Origin of the sequence: Streptomyces sp. NPDC059866 (genome assembly GCF_042731325.1) — a bacterium.
In the GTDB taxonomy this organism is placed as follows: domain Bacteria; phylum Actinomycetota; class Actinomycetes; order Streptomycetales; family Streptomycetaceae; genus Streptomyces; species Streptomyces flavusporus.
This window is the reverse complement of record NZ_JBHWJT010000007.1, coordinates 288,003-310,358: the sequence shown is the minus strand read 5'-3', so window position 1 is coordinate 310,358 and position 22,356 is coordinate 288,003. Positions and strand designations below refer to the sequence as shown.

Annotated in this window: 19 protein-coding genes; 2 read left to right on the top strand and 17 right to left on the bottom strand. The window is 73.1% G+C overall.

The window, feature by feature from the left end; translation table 11 throughout:
* Nucleotides 1-217: 217 nt before the first annotated feature.
* From ACFV7R_RS13735 to ACFV7R_RS13685, 11 genes are all read right to left on the bottom strand, one after another.
* Nucleotides 218-1,213 (bottom strand): hypothetical protein, encoded by a 996-nt coding sequence (locus ACFV7R_RS13735; protein ID WP_385263299.1) that lies wholly within the window; start codon nucleotides 1,211-1,213, stop codon nucleotides 218-220.
* A gap of 1,217 nt (nucleotides 1,214-2,430) precedes the next feature.
* Nucleotides 2,431-2,613 carry a hypothetical protein gene (locus ACFV7R_RS13730; protein WP_385263298.1) on the bottom strand — a complete coding sequence of 61 codons (183 nt, stop codon included), beginning with the start codon at nucleotides 2,611-2,613 and terminating at the stop codon, nucleotides 2,431-2,433.
* Between the two features lie 49 nt (nucleotides 2,614-2,662).
* On the bottom strand, nucleotides 2,663-3,286 hold the full coding sequence (locus ACFV7R_RS13725; protein ID WP_385263297.1) for a hypothetical protein: 624 nt from the start codon (nucleotides 3,284-3,286) through the stop codon (nucleotides 2,663-2,665).
* Nucleotides 3,246-4,073, bottom strand: coding sequence for an FkbM family methyltransferase (locus ACFV7R_RS13720; protein WP_385263296.1), 828 nt, complete (start codon nucleotides 4,071-4,073; stop codon nucleotides 3,246-3,248). The genes ACFV7R_RS13725 and ACFV7R_RS13720 overlap by 41 nt, the downstream gene beginning before the upstream one ends.
* A complete protein-coding gene (locus ACFV7R_RS13715; RefSeq protein WP_385263295.1) occupies nucleotides 4,070-4,297 on the bottom strand; it encodes a Trm112 family protein in 228 nt (75 codons plus the stop codon). Before ACFV7R_RS13715 ends, ACFV7R_RS13720 begins: the two co-directional genes overlap by 4 nt.
* Nucleotides 4,294-5,199, bottom strand: coding sequence for a hypothetical protein (locus ACFV7R_RS13710; protein WP_385263378.1), 906 nt, complete (start codon nucleotides 5,197-5,199; stop codon nucleotides 4,294-4,296). The genes ACFV7R_RS13715 and ACFV7R_RS13710 overlap by 4 nt, the downstream gene beginning before the upstream one ends.
* A gap of 15 nt (nucleotides 5,200-5,214) precedes the next feature.
* Nucleotides 5,215-5,934: a class I SAM-dependent methyltransferase gene (locus ACFV7R_RS13705; RefSeq protein WP_385263294.1), complete on the bottom strand. Its 720-nt coding sequence runs from the start codon at nucleotides 5,932-5,934 to the stop codon at nucleotides 5,215-5,217.
* Nucleotides 5,931-7,385 carry a condensation protein gene (locus ACFV7R_RS13700; RefSeq protein WP_385263292.1) on the bottom strand — a complete coding sequence of 485 codons (1,455 nt, stop codon included), beginning with the start codon at nucleotides 7,383-7,385 and terminating at the stop codon, nucleotides 5,931-5,933. The genes ACFV7R_RS13705 and ACFV7R_RS13700 overlap by 4 nt, the downstream gene beginning before the upstream one ends.
* Nucleotides 7,382-11,677: an alpha-(1->3)-arabinofuranosyltransferase family protein gene (locus ACFV7R_RS13695; protein ID WP_385263290.1), complete on the bottom strand. Its 4,296-nt coding sequence runs from the start codon at nucleotides 11,675-11,677 to the stop codon at nucleotides 7,382-7,384. The genes ACFV7R_RS13700 and ACFV7R_RS13695 overlap by 4 nt, the downstream gene beginning before the upstream one ends.
* On the bottom strand, nucleotides 11,674-12,414 hold the full coding sequence (locus ACFV7R_RS13690; protein WP_385263289.1) for a class I SAM-dependent methyltransferase: 741 nt from the start codon (nucleotides 12,412-12,414) through the stop codon (nucleotides 11,674-11,676). Before ACFV7R_RS13690 ends, ACFV7R_RS13695 begins: the two co-directional genes overlap by 4 nt.
* The gene (locus ACFV7R_RS13685) at nucleotides 12,411-13,562 is read right to left on the bottom strand and encodes a glycosyltransferase family 4 protein (protein WP_385263287.1); all 1,152 of its coding nucleotides are present in this window, start codon (nucleotides 13,560-13,562) and stop codon (nucleotides 12,411-12,413) included. The genes ACFV7R_RS13690 and ACFV7R_RS13685 overlap by 4 nt, the downstream gene beginning before the upstream one ends.
* Nucleotides 13,563-13,908: 346 nt before the next feature.
* On the opposite strand from ACFV7R_RS13685, the gene ACFV7R_RS13680 reads away from it, so the two are divergent.
* Together ACFV7R_RS13680 and ACFV7R_RS13675 are read left to right on the top strand one after the other, a co-directional pair.
* On the top strand, nucleotides 13,909-14,061 hold the full coding sequence (locus ACFV7R_RS13680; RefSeq protein WP_165396386.1) for a hypothetical protein: 153 nt from the start codon (nucleotides 13,909-13,911) through the stop codon (nucleotides 14,059-14,061).
* Nucleotides 14,062-14,063: 2 nt separating this feature from the next.
* A complete protein-coding gene (locus ACFV7R_RS13675) occupies nucleotides 14,064-15,371 on the top strand; it encodes a PucR family transcriptional regulator (protein WP_385263285.1) in 1,308 nt (435 codons plus the stop codon).
* On the opposite strand, the gene ACFV7R_RS13670 is transcribed toward ACFV7R_RS13675, so the two are convergent.
* From ACFV7R_RS13670 to ACFV7R_RS13645, 6 genes are all read right to left on the bottom strand, one after another.
* A complete protein-coding gene (locus ACFV7R_RS13670) occupies nucleotides 15,305-16,438 on the bottom strand; it encodes an MBL fold metallo-hydrolase (protein WP_385263283.1) in 1,134 nt (377 codons plus the stop codon). The genes ACFV7R_RS13675 and ACFV7R_RS13670 overlap by 67 nt on opposite strands.
* 199 nt (nucleotides 16,439-16,637) lie before the next feature.
* Nucleotides 16,638-17,924 (bottom strand): PucR family transcriptional regulator, encoded by a 1,287-nt coding sequence (locus ACFV7R_RS13665; RefSeq protein WP_385263282.1) that lies wholly within the window; start codon nucleotides 17,922-17,924, stop codon nucleotides 16,638-16,640.
* Nucleotides 17,925-18,128: 204 nt separating this feature from the next.
* Nucleotides 18,129-19,040 (bottom strand): ABC transporter permease, encoded by a 912-nt coding sequence (locus ACFV7R_RS13660; RefSeq protein WP_385263280.1) that lies wholly within the window; start codon nucleotides 19,038-19,040, stop codon nucleotides 18,129-18,131.
* Nucleotides 19,027-19,815, bottom strand: a complete 789-nt coding sequence (locus tag ACFV7R_RS13655; RefSeq protein ID WP_385263278.1) for an ABC transporter ATP-binding protein — start codon at nucleotides 19,813-19,815, stop codon at nucleotides 19,027-19,029. Before ACFV7R_RS13655 ends, ACFV7R_RS13660 begins: the two co-directional genes overlap by 14 nt.
* Nucleotides 19,816-19,875: 60 nt before the next feature.
* Nucleotides 19,876-21,042 carry an ABC transporter substrate-binding protein gene (locus tag ACFV7R_RS13650; protein ID WP_385263276.1) on the bottom strand — a complete coding sequence of 389 codons (1,167 nt, stop codon included), beginning with the start codon at nucleotides 21,040-21,042 and terminating at the stop codon, nucleotides 19,876-19,878.
* Nucleotides 21,029-22,291 (bottom strand): sulfate adenylyltransferase subunit 1, encoded by a 1,263-nt coding sequence (locus ACFV7R_RS13645; protein ID WP_385263377.1) that lies wholly within the window; start codon nucleotides 22,289-22,291, stop codon nucleotides 21,029-21,031. The genes ACFV7R_RS13650 and ACFV7R_RS13645 overlap by 14 nt, the downstream gene beginning before the upstream one ends.
* Between the last annotated feature and the right edge of the window lie 65 nt (nucleotides 22,292-22,356).

Here is a 22,356-nt window from a genome sequence, read left to right as displayed (position 1 = left end):
ACTCCTCCGACCTGGCCATGTCGGCCTTCGCCGGGGGGGACTTCACCCGCTGCTACTTGCGGCGCCGGGCGGCCTTGGCGCGCTCCGAGGGGCCTGCGCGCCAGAACAGGCCGTTGTCACCGGCGGGCAGCTGCCCGTAGACCCCGAGATCGATCCTGGCCACCCAGTTGGTTGCGGGGAGAACACAATGGCAGGGTCTGCTCTCGGCGGAAGGCGGTCAGCGCAGCGCCCACACGCGTACTTCGGACTCTGCGACCGTGTACCAGGTCCCGTCACCGAGCCCGGTGGGAGTGCCGGACACCGGGAAGGGATAGGTGACCGGTTCAGGCGAGCGCGTCGGGGAGGTGCCGATCAGCCAGTGTCGGCCTTCGCCCCACTCCTCGTCGCTCTCGACTGTTCCGGTGATCATGGTGGCCTCGTCGATGAAGCCCCCCGCCCAGTCCCACAAGGGCCACACCTCGTCGTTGTCGGGCTCCGCGTCGGGGTGTCGGGGGATGGCTGACTCGGCGTCCCACTCAGCCAGGACGGAGCCGTCCTCGATGTCGTGTACGGCCAGGGTGTCCTGATCGTGGTTCACGGTCAGGAACCGGTCGCCCGACGGGCTTACGTCGAGCAGGACCAGGTCCTGGTCCTCGAAGTACCCCACGGTCAGGGTCTCGCCGTCCCAGCGCCCCCAGCGCAGGGGCGATCCGTCCTGTCCCTCCCCGATGGTCAACCCCATCCGTCGCGGATCCGGATGGGGCACGTGCACACTGCCGGCGGCCGCCGACCGGGCGTTCGCCCGTGCGAGCAGCCGTCCGTCGACGGCGTCGAGGACCAGCCACTCGTCCACTGTCTCCGCGTCCAGCTCGCCGCCGGGCAAAGGACCGCGTACGTGCGCCCACACCAGGCGGCCGTCGGCGGAGAAGCCGGCGGAGCCGCCGTCCGGGTACCGGTGGTCGCGGTCGTCGGCGTACTCCTCGAACGAGCGGTGCATCTCTCTGCAGGCGCCGTACCAGCAACCGTGGCGGACCTCCCACCGGACCGTTCCCGTACGGTCGATGGCCCGCAGCGCGTGCACTCCCGCGAAGACCGCCAGGCTCCCGTCCGGTGCCACCGTGGACGTGCCGAACCGCCGCGGCCAAGGCGCGGGGAACCGGATCGTGGCCTCGCCCGCCGTGCCGAAGGAGCCGTCCACGTCCTGTACGACCAGCTCGCTGTCGCATCGTTGCACGAGTGCCCTGCATCCCGGCAGCCCGATCAGGGACGGGGCGAATGCCTGTGAGGCGGGCAAGGGTGCGGCAAGCGTTGCGACAAGCCGGGCAAGCGAGGACATGCGGTTCTCCGATGGGGTGACGAAGCTCGGCGAACAGTACGACACACGACCGACAGCGCCGCCCTCCGGGCTCAGCCAGGTCACGCGGTGCCGCTCCGTGAGGAGGGCTGCAAGCTGATGTGGATGGCGGTGGATGCGCTCGACGCCGTGTCGCAGGGCCGATTCCTTTTCGCGGCTGGGGCCGTTTGCCCGCCTGTGGAGTCAAGCGCCCCGCCTTGGAAGACGCACCGCACTCTCAAGCTCACGCTCGCACAGCGCCCCCTCTCGCAGGCGCCCGACTCGCGCACGCTGCAAGGGCGGCGCGGATCTGCCGGATCATCCACGCCGGGCGGTGAATGACGTCCTCGGCGGTGAAGCGGAGGACCAGGCGTACCTCGGGGCACTGCGCGATGCGGTTGCAGGCGTGCCATCGTCTCCGCCGGCGAACCTGCGCCCGGGTCGGCCGGCTCCAGCCACCGGCGTGCCCTGGCCGACCCCCGGATCGGGCTGTCCAGCGCGGCGGCGAGTGTGGCGTGCACCGTGAGCGGCGCACGCCGTACTCCGCCGACCGTCCGCCGCGAGAGCGCCGAGTCCACGGCGGCCAGGGCCTCGTCCCGTGGTCCGGCCCGAAGCAGGTCGGCGACCGTACGGATCGCGCCGGTGACCCGCAGGCCTTGTCGTTCCGTCACCTCGTCCGGGGCGAGGGGGAGGCGGTGGACCCGAACGCCCTTTCCCTTCGGGCGGTGGTTGAGCTCGGGGAGAGTGAAACCGAGTGGTCTGACGGAGGCCGGCGCGAGGGTCTCGATCAGCCAGAGCGCGGCCGCCGACCCGTGGCTCACGACGAGCCGGGGCTCGAGTAGCTGCATCGCCCGGAGCTGTGTGACGAGGTCCGGGGTCCGCCCAGGTTCGGCCCAGGCACCGTGCCGGAGCGGGGTCCAGCCCTCGGTACGCAGGGCACGCGTGAGTGAACTTCGGGGCCACCCGGCCTCCAGGGCACGGGAGACGAGCAGCACTCCGCCCTCGCCCAGCTCGCCCAGCGTTCTGCGGTCCCCGTCTGCCACGGGCCCAGGTTGCCGGAGAAGCCGGGAGAGCCGCACAGCCCTGTGGACAACCTGCCGGCCCGTTGGCCGACGTTGCTATTGGCCGATTTGGCTCAGCTGGTCGATCGCGGTGCCCGGTGTTGGTGGGGGTGCGGGCGCGGGGCGATGGGCCAAATCGGCCAATTGCGTCATGACTTGACCGTCGTGAGGAAGGCGGACGTTCGTGAGGTGATGTCCGCCGCGGTTCTTGAGCACCGCCTCGTCGAAGCGCACGCCCATGTGGACGACCTGTCACCACCGCTCCCGCCCTTTGCCGCGCTCCGGCGCACTAGTCGCCGACGGCCGTCCGCTGCAACAGCCCCCACGTGAACTCGGCGACCACCTGCCGCCGTACGCCGCGCGCGTCCGGCGCCACAAAAGCCAGCCCCCATCGCGTCGGTGCCGTCCCCTCCAGAGGCCGGGCGGGCGCGAAGGCGCGGGCCGCCTCGTCGACCGTGCAGGACCAGGGGGTGAGGTCGTCGATCGTGTGCAGGGCGGGGGCTTCCGCGCCCGGTGCGCGGACCAGCCACTCGTTCCACACCACCCCGTTCGGCGCGACAAGGACCTCGAAGCGCAGGTCCGGCCAGAGGGGGAGCGGCCACTGCCAGGCCTCGCAGTCGAGGTCGCCGATGCGGCGGGGGGTCGTCGACTCGGGTGGGCCGAGGACCGAGCGGTAGCGGGATGCCGCGCTGCGGGACCGTGGGGAGCGGAGCATGGCCTGCCAGCGTTTGTTCGCCTCCCGCATCTGTGGGAGCGAGACGCCCAGTTCGCGGCGGGCGTCCTCCACCAGGCCGGGGTTGTGGTCGGCCATGCGGCGCAGCAGGACGAGCTGGAAGTCGAGCGGCGTGAAGGGGCCGGCGGCGGGTTTTCCGCTAGCGGGGGGCTTTTCTGAGCGTGGCGGCATGGGAGCCATCGTCGCCCACCCGGCGCCCGCCCGGACGCCGGCCGTCCGGGAGGAAGAGGACGGAGTTGACGTAGCGGGGGCGGGTGCGCAGGGGGAGGACTCGGCGGAGCAGGCCGTGGGAGGCGACGTGGGAGGTGAGCGCCTGGTGGGACTCCAGGGGGAAGTCGGAGAGGGGGATCCAGTCTCTGCCGGGGAGTACCCAGCCGTCGTAGTCGAGGAGCGACATGTACGTCACGACCGGGGTGATGGGCTGGATGCGGGTTTCCAGTTCCACCAGCAGGGTCGGGCGGTCGCGGGCCAGGATCGCCGTCGCGCCGCGCAGGACCGACAGTTCGCTGCCGTCCACGTCGACCTTGATGAAGTCGACGTCCCTCAGGCCCAGGTCGTCGAGGGCGACGCAGCGGACCTCCACCGCGTGGGCGTGGATGTCCCGGCGGACGAGGGACGAGACGCCTCGGTCGCCGGTGTCGTCCGGGGGGAGCCAGAGGCGGGCGGTGCCGGGGCGGTCCGTGGCGGCGGCCTGGATGACGTTGACGTTCGCCGGGGTTGTCGAGGAGAGGAGGCGTGCCAGGTGCGGGACGGGTTCCACGGTCACCACGCGGCGGGAGCGGGCGCTCAGCCGGCGGGTCCACGGGCCGTACCAGCCGCCGACGTCGACCGCGGTGCCGCAGCCGGGCGGGCAGAAGTCGGCGATCCTGGCCAGCTCCGGTTCGAAGCGGGGGTACACCGCGCGGGCGGTCGCGGCGACCAGGCGGGCCGGGAGGAAGGGGGCGAGGCGGGCCGCAAGGGTGGTCATGGGGCCATCCGTTTGAGGAGTTCCTCGTGTTCGTCCTCCGTGACCTGCTGCCCGGAGGACGGCAGGAGCTGCGGAATGCCGTCGACGATCGGGTAGCGGCGGTGCAGGCGTGGGTTGTACAGGGCCTCCTTCGACGCCATGGATCCGTCCGGCGGCAGCAGGTGCAGCCGGCCCTTGTCGAGAGGGCACGCCAGGATCTTCAGCAGCGGGTCGTCGGGGGTCATGGGGGTGTCAACTCCTTGGCGGGGAGGGGAGATTGGGGTGCCTTGTCGTGTTTCGGCATGCTCAGCAGCACCGTGACCGCCAGCGCCGTGCCCGCCAGCCGCAGTGCCAGCCGCAACGGGTCGTCCGGCAGTGCCTCGCCGAACGACAGCGTTCCGAGCACCGCCGTGTACAGGCAGGTCACCGTCGTGCACACCGGCACGATCAGCGAGGCCCGGCAGCGTTGCAGCGCGGCCTGCGACATGATCAGGCCGAACGCGCCGGTGAAGAGCAGGAGGTACGGGTACGGGGAGCGGAGAACGCCCAGGAGTGCTCCGGTGGGATCGCTCGTCGTCCAGTAGCCGGAGACCCCCTTGATCGCGACCGAGCTGACCCCGTAGAGCAGGCCCACCGCCACCCCGTACTCGACGCCGGTCGTCGGCAGCCGGTGGCGGCGCAGGGCCCGGCGTTCGGCGGCGCGGTACAGCCACACGCCGGACGCCAGCGACGGCACGCACAGCAGCAGGACCAGGGCGTAGGGGGCTTGCCGGCTGACCGTGTCCGTGGCCTCGTCCAGCGACAGTACGACCATCAGCAGGGCGGCGAGGATCGCGGCCAGCGCGTACCGTTCACGGCCGCTGGTCTCCTCGCCCAGCAGCCGGGCGGAGAGCAGGACGAGCAGGACCAGGCCGGAGACGAAGATGCCCTGTGCGGCGGCGATCGGCAGGGTGCGGTAGACGATGAGCTGGGCGGCGAACCCGGCCGCGAGGGCGAGCGAGCCGCCGATCCACAGCGGACTGCCGAGCACCAGGCGCAGCAGGCGGCCGGGGCGGCGGACCGTGACCTCGGGCAGGGCGGCCAGTGCCCGTTTCTCCAGCACGAACCCGCTGCTGTACAGGACGTTCGCCATCAGGGCCGCGGCCACTCCCCACCACACGGCCTAGGTCCTTCGCGCGTGCAGGAGGAGGATCGAGGCGAGGGGTGGTCTGGCGCAGGCCAGCCGGTCCAGCGGTCGTAGCGGGCGCGGTACGCCATGGAAGGGCGCCCCTTCCAGCCGTACGACCTCGAAGCCCGTCGCGGCGACGAACTCCCGCAGCGCACGGGCGGTGTACAGCCGCAGGTGTCCGACGACCTCCCGGCCGGGGCGGCCGTGGATCGCGCGCAGGCTCACCTCGGAGAAGACCGGCTGGACGCCGACGGCCAGCAGGGCGCGGTTGTACCAGGCGGCCAGGTTCGGGGTGGACAGCATCAGATGGCCGCCCGGGCGCAGGACGCGTCGGATCTCCTCCAGGGCGGTGTCCGGGTCCACGAGGTGTTCGATCACCTCGCTGAAGAGGACGGCGTCGGCGGAGCCCGCTGCGAAGGGCAGTGCGGTCAGTTCGCCGCGCACCACGTACGGCAGCCGGGTGCGGGCGCGGGTCAGGGCGTCGTGGGACCAGTCGACGCCGACGATGCGGTGGCCGGGGAGGAGAGGGGCGGCGGTGGCGGCCGCTGTGCCGTCTCCGCAGCCGATGTCGAGGATGGTCTGTGCCGTGTCCGTGCTCAGGGCGGCGGCCAGCATGCGGGCCTGGCGGAGGCTGCGGGGGGTGCCGGAGGCGACGGGGACGGCGGGGTTCTCGTAGAAGTCCCGCAGGTCTTCGGGAGGTGCGGTGGTGGTCATCGGGTGACCTCCGTGGTGTGCAGGTAGTGCTCGAACAGGTCCCGCAGATGGGCGCCGTCGCCGTGGCTGAGCAGGGTGCGGGACCAGCGCAGGGCGAGGTGGAGGCGGCCGGCCGTGGACGCGGTGGTGACCGTGAGGCCGCGGGGCATACGGGCGGGGGCCGAGAACCAGACCGCGTGGGCGCGGCCGGCCTCCTCGCCGAAGTCCAGGGGGTACGGGACGCGGCCGATGTTGCTGAGGAGTGTCGTGGACGTCCAGGGTGCGGCGGCGCGGCGGAGGCCGCGGGTGAGGGCGGCACGCCACGGGACCGGGAGCACGGGGGCGGTCAACAGGGCGGCTCCGTGGCCGAGTTGGGGGCGGGGGAGGGATTTGAGGGCGCGGGTGCGGGTTGCCGTCCGGCGGAGCAGGGCGTCCATGTGGTTGTCGTCCGGGGTCAACTCGTCCGGGTAGAAGGGGACTTCGACCAGGCGGGTGCCGTTGCCGATGGGCATCGTCGTGTCGCGGGGGCGGTCGTCCACCGGCATGGTGATGCGCAGGGGACGAGGGCGGGCGCCGTGTTCGCGGTTCCAGTGGGCGATCGTCAGGGCGGTGGTGACCATGAGCTGGTCGTTCACCGTGTAGGGGGAGCCCTTGGGGCGGTGGGGGAGGGGGAGGTCCGTGACGAGCATGCCGTTGCCGGGGGAGGGGGCGGGGGTGCCGGGGGCGACTCTTGCGGGTGGGGTCCAGTTGGAGGGGGTGGGGGTGGGGGTGTCCGGGGGGTCTTGCGGTGCGATCGAGGGGGTGCGTACGGGGGGCGCCGCGGGGGAGTTGTCCACGCCGCCGTACAGCTCCGCTGCGGTGGCGAGGACGCGGAGGCAGGCTGGGCCGTCGAGGGCGGTGTGGTTGATGGTGAGGAAGAGGACCGTGCCGGAGGGGTTGTGGTGCGGGTCGGGGGTGGTGCCGGTGGGGTGGGTGCGCTGCCCGGCGGTGCGGGGTGCCTCCCCCACTCTCGGCTTCGCTCGAGCGGGGGGACCCCCATCGCCCACCCGTGCCGCCCCAGCGGCACGACTGCCCGCAGCTGAGTCGGCACGACTGCCCGCAGCTGCGACGACCTCCAGGCGTATCGGTGGTGACACCGACAGCGGCGGTGCCTCTGTGAGCGCACGCGTTCTGGCGTCCCTCAGCGCATCCCGGGTCGGTGGTGGAAAGCTCACCACCTCCACGTCCGGCTCGCCGGTCAGCTCCCACTCGTAGCGCCGTCGGTACCAGTGGCCCGGCGCCTCCCGCATCAGGATGCGGGGATGGCGGTGCAGGGCCTCCGTGAACGCCTTGCACAGGCGGGGTGGGTCGAGGGGGCCGGGGAGGTGGACCTCGATGTGGACGGTTTCCGGTTCCTCGTCCTGGAGGCAGTGCCGGGCCACCTCGTCCACGACCGGGAACGGGATGCGTGCCGGGTGTTCGACTGCCGTCATGGGCGTTCCTCTCTCCCCTGGCCGGACTGAGGGTTCCCCGGACCGCGCGCGGAGACCGTCGGCCCGGCGTCGGGCTGAGGGACCGGCCCGCCCTGGGGGAGCGGCCCGTGCTCGCCCCGTCGGCGGTGTGGCAGCGGTTGCGTCGGTGGCTCGGCGGCCCCCGGCGCCGGTGGCAGCACCGCCGTCGTCCCCGGCGCCCCCCGCTCCCGTACGCTCACCAGGGCCGCGAACAGGCCGATCAGGGCGAGCAGTTGGGCCGCCGGGCCGAACGCTCCCGTGCCGTCCCCCACCGGCTGCCCGGCGCTCGTCGCCGCCGCGATGCCGGCCCCGGCGATTGCCACGAAGGCGATCGGGACGAGCAGGGCGTGCCGCCGGTACGCCAGCACCGCCAGGGCGGGGACCAGGAGCGCGAACCACCCGGCGATCACGATGCCGACCACCGTCAGCGCCGCCGTGCCCAGCCACAGGCCCGGCGGCCCGGGCACCGGCTGCGGCGGGTCGGGGTTGGGGGCGCGGCGGCGCCACAGGACCAGGGCCAGCAGCCCCGCCATGCCCACGCCGCTTCCGATGAGGGCGGCCTCGTAGGTCGTCGACGGCTCGTACGTCAGCTTGACCGTGCCGCTCGCCCCGGCCGGGATCCGCCAGCCCTGCTGCCAGCCGTCCAGCCGGACCGGGGTGAGTTCCTCGCCGTTCAGCGTGGCCCGCCAGCCGTCGTTGAAGTTCTCGTACGTCGTCAGGTACGAGGCCGCGCCCGAGCCGACGCTCACCTCGCGCAGGTCGCCCAGCCAGTCCCGTATCTCCAGGTCACGGCCGGAGGTCACGGGCTCGGTCACCGTGCCGCGGGTGAGGGTGACGTCGGTGAGGACCAGCGGGCCGGCATCGCCCGCCTCGACGCGGTGCGTGCCCCGGGACAGTTCCAGTCCGTCCGACGGGCACACCGACACCTCGACCGGCCGGTGCTCCCTCAGGTCCCGTACGGTCCCCTGCACGCTCGTCCGGTACAGCTTCCCGTCCACGGCCAGCACCGGCCCTTCCCCGCACGGCAGCGAGAAGGTGCGCTCGGGCTTCGGCTGCGGGGTGCGGTAGCGGTCGAGGGCCGGGAGGTACGCCTCCGTCAAACCCACCGGGAGTTGCAGGTCCTCGTCGACGACCGGGTTGTGGAGGGTCAGGGGCGCGGTTTCGGTGATGGTGATGTCCAGGCGGTCCGTCGTGATCGACGGGAAGCGGACCCAGCCGTTCTCGTCGACGCCGGCGGTCGCCGCGCCGTCGGGGGAGCTGATGTGCACCTCCGTGGGGCGGGTGGACAGGCCGCCCGCCGGGGCCAGCACCAGTTCGCTCACCGGCTGCTTGGCCGGCCAGCGCAGGTGGACCGTGGGGCGGTCACCCGCGATCCATGCCGTCGTCAGGTCGCCGTCGGTGAGGTTGCGGGCGGCCAGGCCCGTGCCGAGCCGTGCCGTGGAGTCGGCGGTCGCGGTGATGCGGTCCTGCTGGTCGGGCGCGATCTCGTAGAGCAGCCGGTCGAGTTCCTCGCCGGGGATCGGCAGCGCGCTCGCCTTCACCTCGTACGCTCCCGCCGCGGTCGTCGAGAAGCGGCGGTGCAGGCCCGCCTCGGTGCCGGTCGGGGACGTGCCGGTGGGGTCGGCGGTGCGGTGCAGGGAGACGAGCTCACCAGGCGTCGCTTCCGACGCGTCCGTCGGGAGCCGCAGCATCCGGGTCACCTGTACGTCCGGCAGGGTGATCTCGGCGAAGCCCGCGCCCAGCAGACCGGCCCGGCGCTCCACCGAGTCGACGATCGTCAGCTTCGTCCAACTCGTCGCGCCCGTCGGTGCCTTGATGCGCTGGGTCATGCCGTTCGGCTGGAGGAAGCTGGTGACGGAGCCCCGCTCGGTCTCCACCCGCACCCGGGTCGGCGCCGCCCGTACGCTGTCCTGCGGCAGCGGCGTGACCCGGAACGACGACGGCATGTCGTAGTCCTCGGTGAAGCCGATGCGCAGCCACTGCCCGTTCGGTGTGTCGTCCGAGCCCTCCGTCCAGGCGGTGTCCGGGTTGCCGTCGAAGGCGTTCACCGGGTCGAACTGCGGGAGATGGAAGAACCAGCTGCCGTACGAGGACGCCGTCACCGAGCGGGCGCCGCGCAGTTCGGCCACCGTCTGGTGGCCGGTGCCGGTCACCGGCAGGATCTGGTGCGGTGGGTCGTCCGCGTCCTGGTAGGCGTCGGGGGCGTTGCGCTCGTCCCGGGTGTACGTGTACGAGGTGTTGGCGTTGACCAGCCCGAACCGGGTGTCCGCGCGGCGCAGCCCGTCGCCGACGACCTGGAGCTGCGGGGAGCCGAGCCCGGGGTGGTTGTCGCCGGTCAGGACGGAGGCCCGGCCGCGCAGTTCGGCGGCGAGCGGCAGCAGGGACTCGGGGCCGCCGGAGACGACGGCCGTGTCGGCGACCGGGTACAGCGTGGCCTGGCCGGGCCGGGGGACGTCCTCACCGCGCGGCTGGTAGATCTCCACCGCGCGCTGCCGGGGGTAGAGGCCCTCGATCTGGAGCGGGGTGTCGTCGGCGATGCGCCCGCCGGTCATGACCGGGCCGAGGCCGGTCACCCGCTGGTAGCCGGACTGCTCCAGGGTGCGTTTGACGGTCGTGGTGGGGACGGCGCCGATCTGGTCGGGGTCGAGGTCGTTGCGTACGACGACGTAGTGGATCCCGGCGCGGCTCAGATAGTCCGCCAGGCCCGGCACTTCGCCGCCGGTCAGCAGCGCCTGCTCGACCGCGTCCATCGCGCGCCGGTTGCCGGGGGTGCCGAAGGGGACGTAGTCGCGCTGGGCCCAGCGGGAGTCGGCGAGGACGTCCAGGGGCTGGTCGATGGTCGAGCCCCAGGTGTGGATGCCGTGCGCGGTGGCCGGGACGACCAGGGCGCGCGAGTCGGGGGAGTACTTCTGAAGCCAGTCGGCCGTGGCCTGCCAGTACTTGGGGAGCTCCTGGAAGGAGCCCGGGTTGAGGATCGATCCGTTGAGGTACGGCCACAGCAGGCCCGGCAGGATCAGCACCGCCGCGACCAGCGGTGCGAAGCGGCGGCCGGGCACAGGGCGGGCGCCGCGCGGTTCGGCGGCGACGGCGACCAGGTGGGCCAGGCCCAGCGCCAGCGCCAGGGCCAGACCCGTCTGGAACTTGTAGATGTTCCGGAAGGGTGCCAGCCAGCCGTTCAGCCAGTCCTGCACGGTGTCGTGGAAGGGCGCGCCGAACGCCCCGCCGTAGCCGGCGAGCAGGATCAGCGCCGTCGTCAGCACGGTCAGCACCAGCCACCGCCGCTCCGGCAGATCCCGGCGCGCCAGCCCGGCCAGGCCCAGTCCGGCCGCGCACGCCGAGCAGACGATCACGACCACCGAGGACGCCACCGCCCACCCGGCCGGCAGCCACGCCTCACCGAAGTGCAGATACGCCACCCAGTTGCCGGCGCCGCGCAGCGCCTCCGTCGCCGACATGGTGTCCGTCGTGGTCTGCGAACTCTCCACGTAGGGAAGGAAGTTCTCCCCGTACACGCCGAGCAGCAGCAGCGGGATCCACCACCAGGCGGTCGCCACCAGCACGCCCGGCACCCACCAGGCGATCAGCTTGCGCTGCCGTGGGCCCGGCGGGCGGGACAGCAGGTACAGGCCCACCGGGAGCAGGGACGCCAGCGTCGAGGCCGCGTTCACACCCCCCATGAACGGGACGATCAGCGCCGAGCGGATCGCCGCGACCCGTGCGCTGTACCGCTCGTTCGTCAGCGGCAGCAGCACCCACGGCAGGAACGCGCCGGGCAGCGCCGCCGCCGACGTCGAGCCGACGACGGTGGTGAACACCGGCCACAGCGCGTACGCGACCGCCGCGAGCAGCCGGGACGTGCTGTTGCCGATCCGCAGCCGCTCCGCCAGCCGCAGGGCGCCCCAGAAGGCGACGGCGACGATGACCGACATCCACAGGCGTTCCGCCAGCCACACCGGCAGACCGGCCGTGCGGCACAGCCAGTGGAACGGCAGCATCGGCCACAGGTAGCCGACGTACTGGTCCTGGATGCCGCCGAAGCCGCCCCGGTCGTGCCACAACTGGCCGAGATCGGCGAGGAACTGCCCGGGGTCGACGGTCACCCCGAGCTTGGTGTCGAAGGTCTGCCGGCCCGGCTGCACGGCCAGGAACAGCACGAGGACCACGGCCCAGAACCCCAGCAGCCAGCGCCGCGACCGCGGGCCCTCCGGGGGACCCGCGGTGGTCGCGGTGGTGGGGACGGCTGCCGGAGGAGGGGCCTGGACCGTGGTCGTCATGGGGGACACCGCCGGAGGATGAGGAGGAGGTTCCAGGTGGCCAGCTCACGGAGGCCGGGGACCTTGACGACGGCCTCCGTGAGGAACGGCCAGTAGCGGGAGCGCGCCGTGACGACCGTGACGTCGTCGCGGGCGCGCACCTGCCGCAGGGTGGGGCCGATGTGCACGGCGAACAGGTTCTCGCCGAGGGTGTGCTTGGCGTCCTTGCCGGTACGGCGGCGGTGGCGGGCGCGGGCCCGTTCGGCGCCGAGGTAGTGCCAGGGCGCCCACTCGTGTCCGCCCCACGGGGACAGCCAGTTGGTGAACGACACGTAGATCAGCCCGCCGGGCCGGGTGACCCGCGCCAGCTCGCTGAGGAACGTCTGCGGATCGGCCACGTGCTCCAGGACGTTGGAGGAGAACGTGACGTCGGCGACCCCGTCGTACAGCGGCAGCAGATAGCCGTCCGCGATGACCGTCCCGTCGGGCGGCTTCTCGCCCAGCTCGCGTACGTCCGGCTCGAACAGGTAGGCCTCGGCACCGCGGCGCCGGAACTCCTCGGTGAAGTGGCCGCTGCCGCCGCCGACGTCCACGACGGTGCGGCCGGCGAGGGGGCCGTCGTAGGCCTCGACCTGGTCGGCGGCGTCCCGGGCGAGCAGCGCGTAGCAGGCCTCCGGGTCGTCCTGCTCGCGGAGGAAGGCACGGAAGAGGGCGAGGGACCGGCGTATCGACGGGTCCTTGAGGCCGGTGCCGGTCACGGCTCCCAGCCCCTCACCGCCTCCGCCGCAACTGCGCGGAACTGCCGGACCGTCCGATGCCATCGGTACCGCGCCGCGTGTTCACGGGCCGCCTTGCCCATCAGCTCCCGGCGATGTGCGGACAGCGCAAGCGTGCACCAGGCGGCGGCGAAGGACGACTCGCCGTGGGCGAGGACGCCGGTCTCGCCGTCGATCACCGAGTCCCTGAGGCCGGGCACGTCGAAGGCGATCGTCGGCGTCTCACGGGTGGCCGCCTCGGTCACGACCAGGCCCCAGCCCTCCACCGCCGAGGGATGGACCAGCAGCCAGGCCGCGCACAGCAGTCGGTGCTTCTCGGCGTCGGAGACATGGCCGGTGAACTCCACGTCCGGGCCCGCGAGCCGCTCCAGCCGCTCGCGTTCCGGGCCGTCCCCGACGATCAGCAGCCGGCCGCCGGTGACCGGCCGGACCCGCTCCCACAGCCGCAGCAGCAGGTCGATGCGCTTGTACTCGACGAGCCGGCCCACCGCCAGGAACAGCGGCTCGGGCGAGCGGTCCGCCCGCGGACCCGGTTCCTCCACGCCGTTGTGCACGACCCGGATGCGTTCGCGTTCCACGCCGATCGCGCGCAGCGCGTGGGCCGTGGACGGGGAGACGGCCACCATCAGGCTGCGGGCCTGTGCCCCGGTCAGCGCCCAGTGCTCGAGTCTTCGGCCGATGCGGGCGGCGGGGGCGAGCGGACCGCCGAAGCGCATCTGCCACAGATCGGTGTGTACGTGGTTGACCAGGCACAGCGTCGGGCCGCGATGCCACATGGGCGCGAGGTAGGGCATGCCGTTGCACACCTCGACCAGCAGGTCGCAGTCACCGACCTGACGGGCGAAGGCGGAACGGGCGCGCAGATAGTGGCCGTAGGCGCCGCCCGCCGAGACGACCCGGTAGTCCCGATAGGCCGCGGGGCCGCCGCACAGCAGCGTGACCTGGTGGCCCAGCCGGGTCAGGCCCTCGGCCAGCCGGTCGACGAGCAGCTCGGAGCCGCCGGCCGCCGGATTGCCGAGGTCCCGATGGGCGAGGAAAACGATTCGGCGCGGGGGTGGGGGGAGCGCCGAAGGGTGCTGCTGCGGCCGGGGGAGCTCGGTGCGCAGCGGCGGCGGTACGTGCTGGGGCATGGGTGCTCCAACTCGTCTCAGGGTGCGGAACTCAGCGTGGGGGGCGGGAAGAACGCGGGGAAGAAGCGGGGAAGAAATACTCTCTGTGCTGTTCCTGCGTGCGGGCTGTGGACGGGTTGTGTTCGGGGTGGGTGGACAGTTTTCGCCCAGGCGTTCGTCACGGCTACTCACCGGCATGACAATTTCGGCGCTTGTTGTAGCTGACGTCACGTCACAAAGTGAGCCTCGGCCGATACCCACCCTTGACGCCGTGTGAGCGCCCTGTCGACACTGGGCTCCGAACGGCAGGGGCGGGGCAGCGGGGTGGGACGACCTCCGGACTCTGGACGAGAGAGGCTGACCCCGCATGCCCAGACTGCTCGCCGCCACCGTGACCGTCGTGATCGCCGCCGCCCTCGCGGTGGGCGCCGCACTCGGTATCGTCGCGCTGCTCGAGTCCACACCCGAGCAGCCCAACACGCCCTTGATCACATACGAACAAGCGGGCCAGGGGAGCTGACCGTGGCGGCCCGTCCGGCAGCGGTCACCGCCCGTTCCGCCTGGCACGACGTGCCCCGGCTCCAGGTGCGCCGGTTCGCGGCGATCGCCATGGCCGAGGCGCCCGCGCTCGCCGAGGAGATCCTCGGCGAGATCCGCCGCGAGTACCCGCACCTGCCGGTCGTCCTGGACGAGAACGGCGAGCCGATGGCCCTGGTCGGCATCCGCCGCGCCATCGAGGTGTTCGTGCAGCAGCTGGAGCACGCCGACTACTCGACGGGCCGCCCCACCGTCCCACCCGGCGTCTTCCAGGACTTCGGCCGCGGGGAAGGCCTCAACGGTCGCACCCTCGACTCCCTCCAGGCGATCTACCGGATGGGCGTACGCCTGGCCTGGCGCCGTTTCGCCGACATCGGGCAGCGCGTGGAGATCCCGCCGCCCGCGATGTACGAACTCGTCGACGCCGGCTACGAGTACCTCGACGGCCTCGTCGACCAGTCCGTGCGCGGCTACGCCGAGGCCGCCGCCCGCCAGGCCGGGGAACGCCTGCGCCTGCAACGCCGCCTCATGGAGCTGCTGCTCGCCGAACGCCACCGCGGCGACCCCGCCGACGCCCTCGCCGAACGCGCCGCCCGGATCGGCTGGACGCTGCCCGAGAAGGTCGCCGTCGGGGTGCTGCTGCGCCCGGCCCGCGAGGCGGTGGCACCGGCGGTCGGGCAGGGCGTGCTGCTCGACCTGGAGTACGAGCAGCCCCGCATGGTCGTGCCCGAACCGGACGCCGCCGGCCGGGGCGAACTGCTGCACCGGGCGCTCGGCGGCTGGGCGGGCGCGATCGGACCGCCCGTGCCGCTCGCCGACGCCGCCAAGTCGCTGCGCTGGGCCGAGGCCGCCGTACACCTGATGGAACGGCGGCTGCTGCCCGCCGGTGAGGTGCTGTTCTGCACCGAGCACACCGAGGCCCTCGTCCTGCTCCAGCCGGAGGAGCTGATCGACGACCTGGCGCTGCGCTGTCTGGCGCCGTTGGCTCATTGCGGCCCCACTCATGGGCGGAGACTTGCGGAGACGTTGCTGGCGTGGCTGGAGACGAGGGGCGGCGCGCCGGAGGTGGCGGCACGGCTCGGCGTCCATCCCCAGACCGTCCGCTACCGGCTGCGGCAGATACGCGAACTCTGGGGCGACGAGATCGACGACCCCGACCGGCGCTTCGAACTGGAACTGGTCCTGCGGGCCCAGCGCCTGCGGGGTGAGGTCGGCCGGGGCCGCACTCAGCCCCGCCGGGCGCCCACCGGCAGGCGGGCCAGGTCGCGGCCCACCACCACACGGCCGGAGTAGCCCTTGCTCGCCTTGGTGTGCCAGGTCGAGTCGTCGACGATGTTCGTGGCACCCGGGACCAGATGGCTCAGCACCAGCGTGCCCACGCCCGCGCGTTCGGCGAGCGGGCCCACCCGGGTGGCGTCCGTGTGGCTGATCTCCATGTGCCGCAGCTGCGCCGGCTTCAGCCCGCCCAGGGCCAGCGTCTCCAGGTCCATCACCTCGTGCACCAGCACGTCCGCGCCCCGGGCCAGCCGGGCCACGTTCCCGCACGGCGCGGTGTCGCCGCTGAACACGACAGACCCGTCCGCGGTGTCGAAGCGGTAGGCGAACGACGGGAAGACCGGCGGATGCTCCACCAGCACCGCCGTGACCCGCACCCGGTCGTCCCGCATCACCTCGAACGGCTCCATCGGCGGCGCCATCAGCTTGCGCGGCCCCGCCCCCTTCGGCAGCGGGAAGCGTACGTCGTGCGGCCGGATCAGCGTGCGGATGTCGGGCCAGCCCTCGCTGCGCATCCGTACGTTGATGTCGTACGCGGTGGCGGCGATGTGCCCGGCGATCAGGTCCTCCGTGCCGGGCGCGGGCTCCGACGGGCAGACGGTCGGCACCGAGCGGCCCTTCGGCCAGACGGCCGGGAGGTTCCCCGCGGAACCGGGCCCGTAGACGTGCACCGGGCCGCCCAGCGGCTGGAAGCCGCCGAACCGCAGCCACAGCAGGGCGTACAGGTCCGACAGATGGTCGGAGTGCAGATGGGTGACGAAGATCGCCGTGAGCTGCTCGGCGGTCAGCCAGGCCTGCGCGTACCGGCCGAAGATGCCGGGGCCGCAGTCCACGAGGTAGGCCCGGCCGTCGACGACCAGCGCGGACCCGATACCGGCGCGACCGTGCATGGGGACGGGACCGCCGCTGGTACCGAGCAGGATCAGCTCGGTACCCCGGCTCGGCTGGGGAGCGGCGTCCGCGGGGGTGGAGTGCAGGGGCAGTGCGGCCGCCGTGGTGAGGGTCGAGGCGGCCGCGGCGGTACGCAGGAGGGTGCGGCGGGTGGGGGATGCGGGAGTGGCCGGAGTTACGGGGGAAAAGGGCATGGTGGATCCCGGGTGGTGAAGGGGTGTACGGCTGCGGGTACGCGGTGGGGGCGCGTCGTCAGGTGCTGTTGGTCTCCCGTTGCAGTGAACGTCGCCCACGCCTCCCGGGCTTTGGGCCGACAGCACAAACTCCGACCGGTCTTTGGGACATGGGTACGCCAGGCCGCGGGCAGCCGTGCCTCCCCCAGAGGGAGGCCCCCTACCCCGGCCCCAGCAGGCGGGCGATCTCCAACGCCATCCGCAACTCCAGCGCGTCCGCCTCCACCGGCCGCCCCAGCAACTCCACGGCCCGCCGCACCCGGTACGTCACCGTGTTGCGCGCAACGAACAACCGCTCCGCAGCCCCCTGCGGACTCCGCCCCTCCGCGAGATACACCCGCAGCGTCTCCCGCAGCTCCCGCACCCGCGGATCGTCGCCCCCCAACGCCCCGAGCACCCGCGCCGCAAACCACCGCGCATGCTCCACGTCGGCCGTGAGCAGCGCCGCCGTACTCACGTCGGCGTAGTCGCACAGCCAGCCCGTACGGCCCAGCCGGGCCATCCGTTCCGCCTCCCGGGCGCCACGGTGGCTGCGCCGGAAACCCTCGGTGCCGTAGCCCACCGGGCCGAGCGCGACACGCAGCGGCCGGCGTTCGGGGACCTGGCGGGGCAGCCGGGCGAGGGCGGCGCGGCGCGGCTCGGCCGGCCAGCACATCCACGCCCACAGCTCGGCGCTGCCCGCCGCCACGGTGAGCAGCTGCTCGGCGCCGGCCGCCCGGCACAACTCGGCGGCCAGCAGCCGCAGCTCCTCGGCCGAGGTGTCGGGAGAACCGGACGTGACGATCAACGCCGCATGATGCCGGGCGAGTTCGTAGCCGAGCGTACGGGCGGCGACCGCGCCGCCGACCAGGCGTCCGGCGAGCAGCTCGTCCACGATCCGGCGGCGGGCCGCCTCCCGGCCGCGCCGCCAGCGGTCGCGTTCGGCGACGTACTCCTCGGCGAGCCGGCTGGCCTGGACGTCGGCGTACACGAACAGCAGCTCACTGACCCGATGCGTTTCCTGGACCCGGACCTCCTCCGCCTCCTTGCCCAGCGCCTCCATCAGCCGCCCGTGCAGATAGGCGTGCCCGAGCCGGACACCGCGCAGCACACGGTCCAACGGGACATTACGGCGGGCCAGTTCGGCGTTGCTCGCAACGGCCTCCGGCGGAACCAGTGCGGCGGTCGGCTCCGGCTCGGTGAGCAGGCCGGTCAGTGCGGTCAGGACGGTGGCCTCGACAGCACGCTGAAAGGGGACAGCGGCACCGGGGGCACCGTGCTCGGGTACCTGCCGCACGATGTGTGCGGCCATGTCCCGGGCGACCTCGAGGGCCCAGCCGGCGGGGCCGGGGCCCAGGGGGTGTTCGGCGGCGGCCAGTGTCTCGGGCGAGCACGCTGGTTGCGGCGGCACCGCGTCCGGCGCCAGCCGCAACAGCCACGAGGATTCCGGACCCGAGGGCACGCTCACCGGGTCAGTACAGCAGACGGCGCCGGTGCCGGCACCGGCGCCGGGGATGCGCAGCCCGGCGCCGGCGGGGTGCCTCCCCCACTCTCGGCTTCGCTCGAGCGGGGGGACCCCCATCGCCCACCCGCGCCGCCCTGGGGGTCCCCCCAGGCCTTTAAGGCACTGGGGGAGGCACGACTGCCCGCAGCTACGCGCGACTGCTCGCAGCTACCCACGCGCCCCCGCCAACCCCCGCGACCGCAGCACCCGTCGCTCCAGTGGGGCGAACAGCAGTAGGTCGACTGCGATGCCGACCAGGAGGATCTCGCCGATGGTGGCGAGGACCAGGGCCATGTCCTGATAGGAGCGAGCATTCTCCAACAGCTGGCCCAACCCCAGCCCCAACTCCGGGGAACTGGCAATGAGTTCAGCCGCCATGAGCGACCGCCAGGAGAACGCCCACCCCTGCTTGAGCCCGGCCAGATAGCCGGGCAGCGCGGCCGGCAGCAGCACGTGCCGAACCCGGGCGGGCCCGGTCGCGCCCAGGACCCGTCCCGCCCGCAGGTACAGCGGCGGCACCTGGTCGACCCCCGCCAGCAGCCCGTTCGCGATCGACGGTACGGCGCCCAGCAGGATCACCGCGTAGATGGTGGCGTCGGTGAGCCCGAACCACACGACCGCCGCCGGCACCCACGCCACCGACGGCAGCGACTGAAGCCCCGACAGCACCGGCCCGATCCCGACCCGCAGTGACCGCACCGCGCCGAGCAGCAGCCCCAGCCCGGTGCCGATGACCACGGCCGCGGCGAACCCGAGGGCGCCGCGCTGCATGCTCGTCCACACCGTGGAGAACAGCGTGCCCTCGTACCACTGGTCGGACAGCGCCCGCCACACGTCGGCCGGTGACGGCAGCAGGTAGTCCGGCTTGAGCTCCGCCTCGTAGGCGGCCTGCCAGGCGAGCAGGACGAGGACGACGGCGGCCACGGGTGGCAGTACGCGCTCGCGCAGGATCTGGAGCAGGGGTGTCCGGGCGGGGCCTACGGGTGCGCTGTCCAGCGCGTCGAGGCCGGCCTCGACGTCCGCGCTGTCCCGGACTTCCCGTACACCCTTCCTGGTCGCGACCGTCTCACCGGCGGCCATGGCGACGTATCTCCTCCCGCAGTGCGTCGGTGACCCGGGCCGTCAGTGCGGCCTCCGGGAGGTCGGAGTCGGTCCACTCGCGGGCGATCCGGCCGGGGCGGGAGGACAGCAGCACGACCCGCTCGCCGAGCCGGACCGCCTCGCGGACGTTGTGGGTGACGAAGACGACGGAGAGCCTGTTCTCGGACCAGATGCGGGTGAGCTCCTCGTGGAGCACGTCCCGGGTGATGGCGTCGAGCGCGGCGAACGGCTCGTCCATCAGCAGCACGTCACCCTCCTGGGCGAGAGCACGGGCCAGGGCGACGCGCTGGCGCATACCGCCGGACAGCTCGTGGATCCGCTTGCCGTACGCGTCCTTCAGCCGGACCAGCTCCAGGAGCCGGCGGGCCTCCTCGGGCCGCTCGCGCCGGGGCACTCCGCGCAGTCGCAGGGCGAGTTCGACGTTCCGGCCGGCGGTGAGCCAGGGGAACAGGGCGTGGTCCTGGAACATCAGGGCGGGCCGCCGGCCCCCGGTGACCTCGATGGCGCCCGTGGACGGCCGGTCCAGGCCCGCCACCAGGTTCAGCAGCGTGGACTTTCCGCAGCCCGAAGCGCCGAGCACGCACACGAACTCGCCGCGGCCGACGGTCAGACTGATGTCGTCCAGGACCGTCTGGCGCCGTCCCGCGGTGTCGAACCACTTGGAGACATGGGTGAGCCGTACGGCCGGTTGCTCCACCTCGGCCAGGGCGACCGGGCGGACCGGTGCGCCGGCCCGCAGCACCGTTTCTGACATGTGATCAAATCCTTTGCAGTACGGGCAATGCTGCCCAGAAAGTCCGGTCGGTGTCGGGGGTCAGGTGCCGCGCCCGGCGACGCCGAGGCCGGCGTCGTCCACGGCCGGCTCGCCCTGCTGGGCGAGGATCCGGTTGAGCGGGCGCAGGTCGAAGATCCCGCGCAGGGCCGCCTCCGCTCCGCCGCCCTGCGTGCCGTCCGCGCCGTGCAGGAGCCCGAGCCGGTCGGCCCGGTCGGCCTCCTCGGCGAGGGTCGCGGCGAGTGGATCGTCGGTGAGGCTCACATGCCGCCAGGCCGCGTCGAGGACCCCGCGCTCCAGTGGCCGGCCGGTCAGCGCCTCGATGGCGCTGTTGACGGCCGTCCTGCCCTCGGCCGGATGGCTCTTCAGCCAGGCGTTGGTGCGTACCGAGCCGCGCAGCACGGCATCGACGACGTCCGGATGGTCCGCGAGGAACGACGGGGACACCACCACCAGTGCGGTGACGAACGCGCCGTCGTCCCACAGGTCCGACTCGTCGACGAGCACCCGCCCGCCGGCGGCGACCAGTTGCGCGGCCACCGGCTCCGGCACCCACGCCCCGTCGATCGCGCCCCGCCGGAAGCTGGTCGGGATCTCCTTGGACGACTGCCGCACCACCGTGACGTCACCGCGCCCGGTGCGCGGATCCACCTCCCAGCCCTGCTCGCCGATCCAGTGCAGCAGTGCGACGTCCTGGGTGTTGCCCGCCTCCGGCGTCGCGATCCTGAGCCCGCGGATGTCGGTGCCGCGTACCTTCGCGTCACCGTCGACGACCAGCGCGACCCCGCCCGAGGCGGCACCCGAGACGATCCTCAGGCCGCGGCCCTCGGACCGCAGGAAGCCGTTGACGGCCGGCGACGGTCCCATCCACGCGATGTCCACGGCGCCCGCGTTGAGCGCCTCCAGCGCCGACGGGCCGCCGTTGAAGACCTGCGTGCGCAGCCGGGTGCCGCCCAGCTCGCGGGTGAAGTAGCCCTTCTGCACACCGGCCAGCGGCGTGGCGTGCGTGACGTTGGCGAAGTAGCCGATGGAGACCTCGTCCGCCGACAGCGGCGGGCCCGTGCCGACGGCCGGCGCGGCCGCCGCCCCCGGCGCCCGGGACCCGTAGCCGCAGCCCGCCGCCAGGAACAGCAGCAGGAGCAGCGCGAGGGCCGCGCGGAGCGGACGCCGGGAGCGGTGGAGCGCCGGGTTGCGCTCAGACAGGCGCATCGGGGGTCCCCGGAGCGGTCGCGCCGACCATGCCCGCGGTCAGCGTGGCACCGTCGGCCGGGTCGATCAGCACGAAGGAGCCGGTGCGCCGGCTGTCCTCGTACTGGTCGAACGCCAGCCGCTCGGCGGTGCGCAGCGCGACCTGGCCGATCTCGTTCAGGTCGAGCTGCCCCGGCCCCGGGATCCGGCGGACCACCGCGCGCACGGTGCGCGTGGTGTGCTTCAGCAGCACGTGGTCCCCGGGCCTGAGCGGGCGTTCGTGCAGATGGCACACGGCTGCCTCGACGTCCCGGGACACCGTCGGCAGGGCCGCCGCCGGGACGATCAGGTCGCCTCTGGAGACGTCCAGGTCGTCGGCGAGCCGCAGCGCGCCGGACTGCGGCGAGCGGACCAGCTCGGCCGGCGCGCCCAGCACGTCGATGCCGGTGACGGTGGTGGTCCGCCCCGACGGCAGCACGGTGACCCGGTCGCCGACCCGCAGCGCACCGGCGGCGACCTGCCCCGCGTAGAGGCGGACGTCACCGGAGCGGATGACGTACTGGACCGGGAAGCGGGCGGGTCCGTCGGTGACCTCGTCCGCGACGGGGACGCTCTCCAGGTGCGCGAGGACGGTCGGCCCGCCGTACCAGTCCATGCGCGTGGACGGCTCGACGACGTTGTCACCGGCGAGCGCGGAGATCGGGATCGCGGTGACCTCGGGAATGCCGAGGCCGGTCGCGAGCCGGGTGAACTCCCCGGCGATGTCCGCGAACACGGACTGCTCGTAGCCGACGAGGTCCATCTTGTTGACGGCGAGGACCACCTGCGGCACCCGCAGCAGCGCCGCCACGGCCGCGTGCCGCCGGGTCTGCTCGACCACGCCCTTGCGGGCGTCGACGAGGATCACCGTCAGCGTGGCCGTGGACGCGCCGGTGACCATGTTGCGGGTGTACTGCACATGCCCCGGGGTGTCGGCGAGGATGAACCGGCGCCTGGGGGTGGCGAAGTAGCGGTAGGCGACGTCGATGGTGATGCCCTGCTCGCGCTCGGCGCGCAGCCCGTCGGTGAGCAGGGCCAGGTCGGGGCCCTCGCCGGAGGACGCGCGGGCGACGGCCTCCAGCTGGTCGGCGAGGACGGACTTGGAGTCGTGCAGCAGTCGTCCTACGAGGGTGGACTTGCCGTCGTCCACCGAGCCGGCGGTGGCCCAGCGGAGCAGGTCCGCCTCGGCCGCCGGGGCGGCGGAGGCGTCACGGTGCCGGGTGGTGGGCATGGGGTTCGCGTGTCCCTCCTGTGCGCCGGTCCCGGCGGTCAGCCGGGACCTGGCTTCCTGGAAGA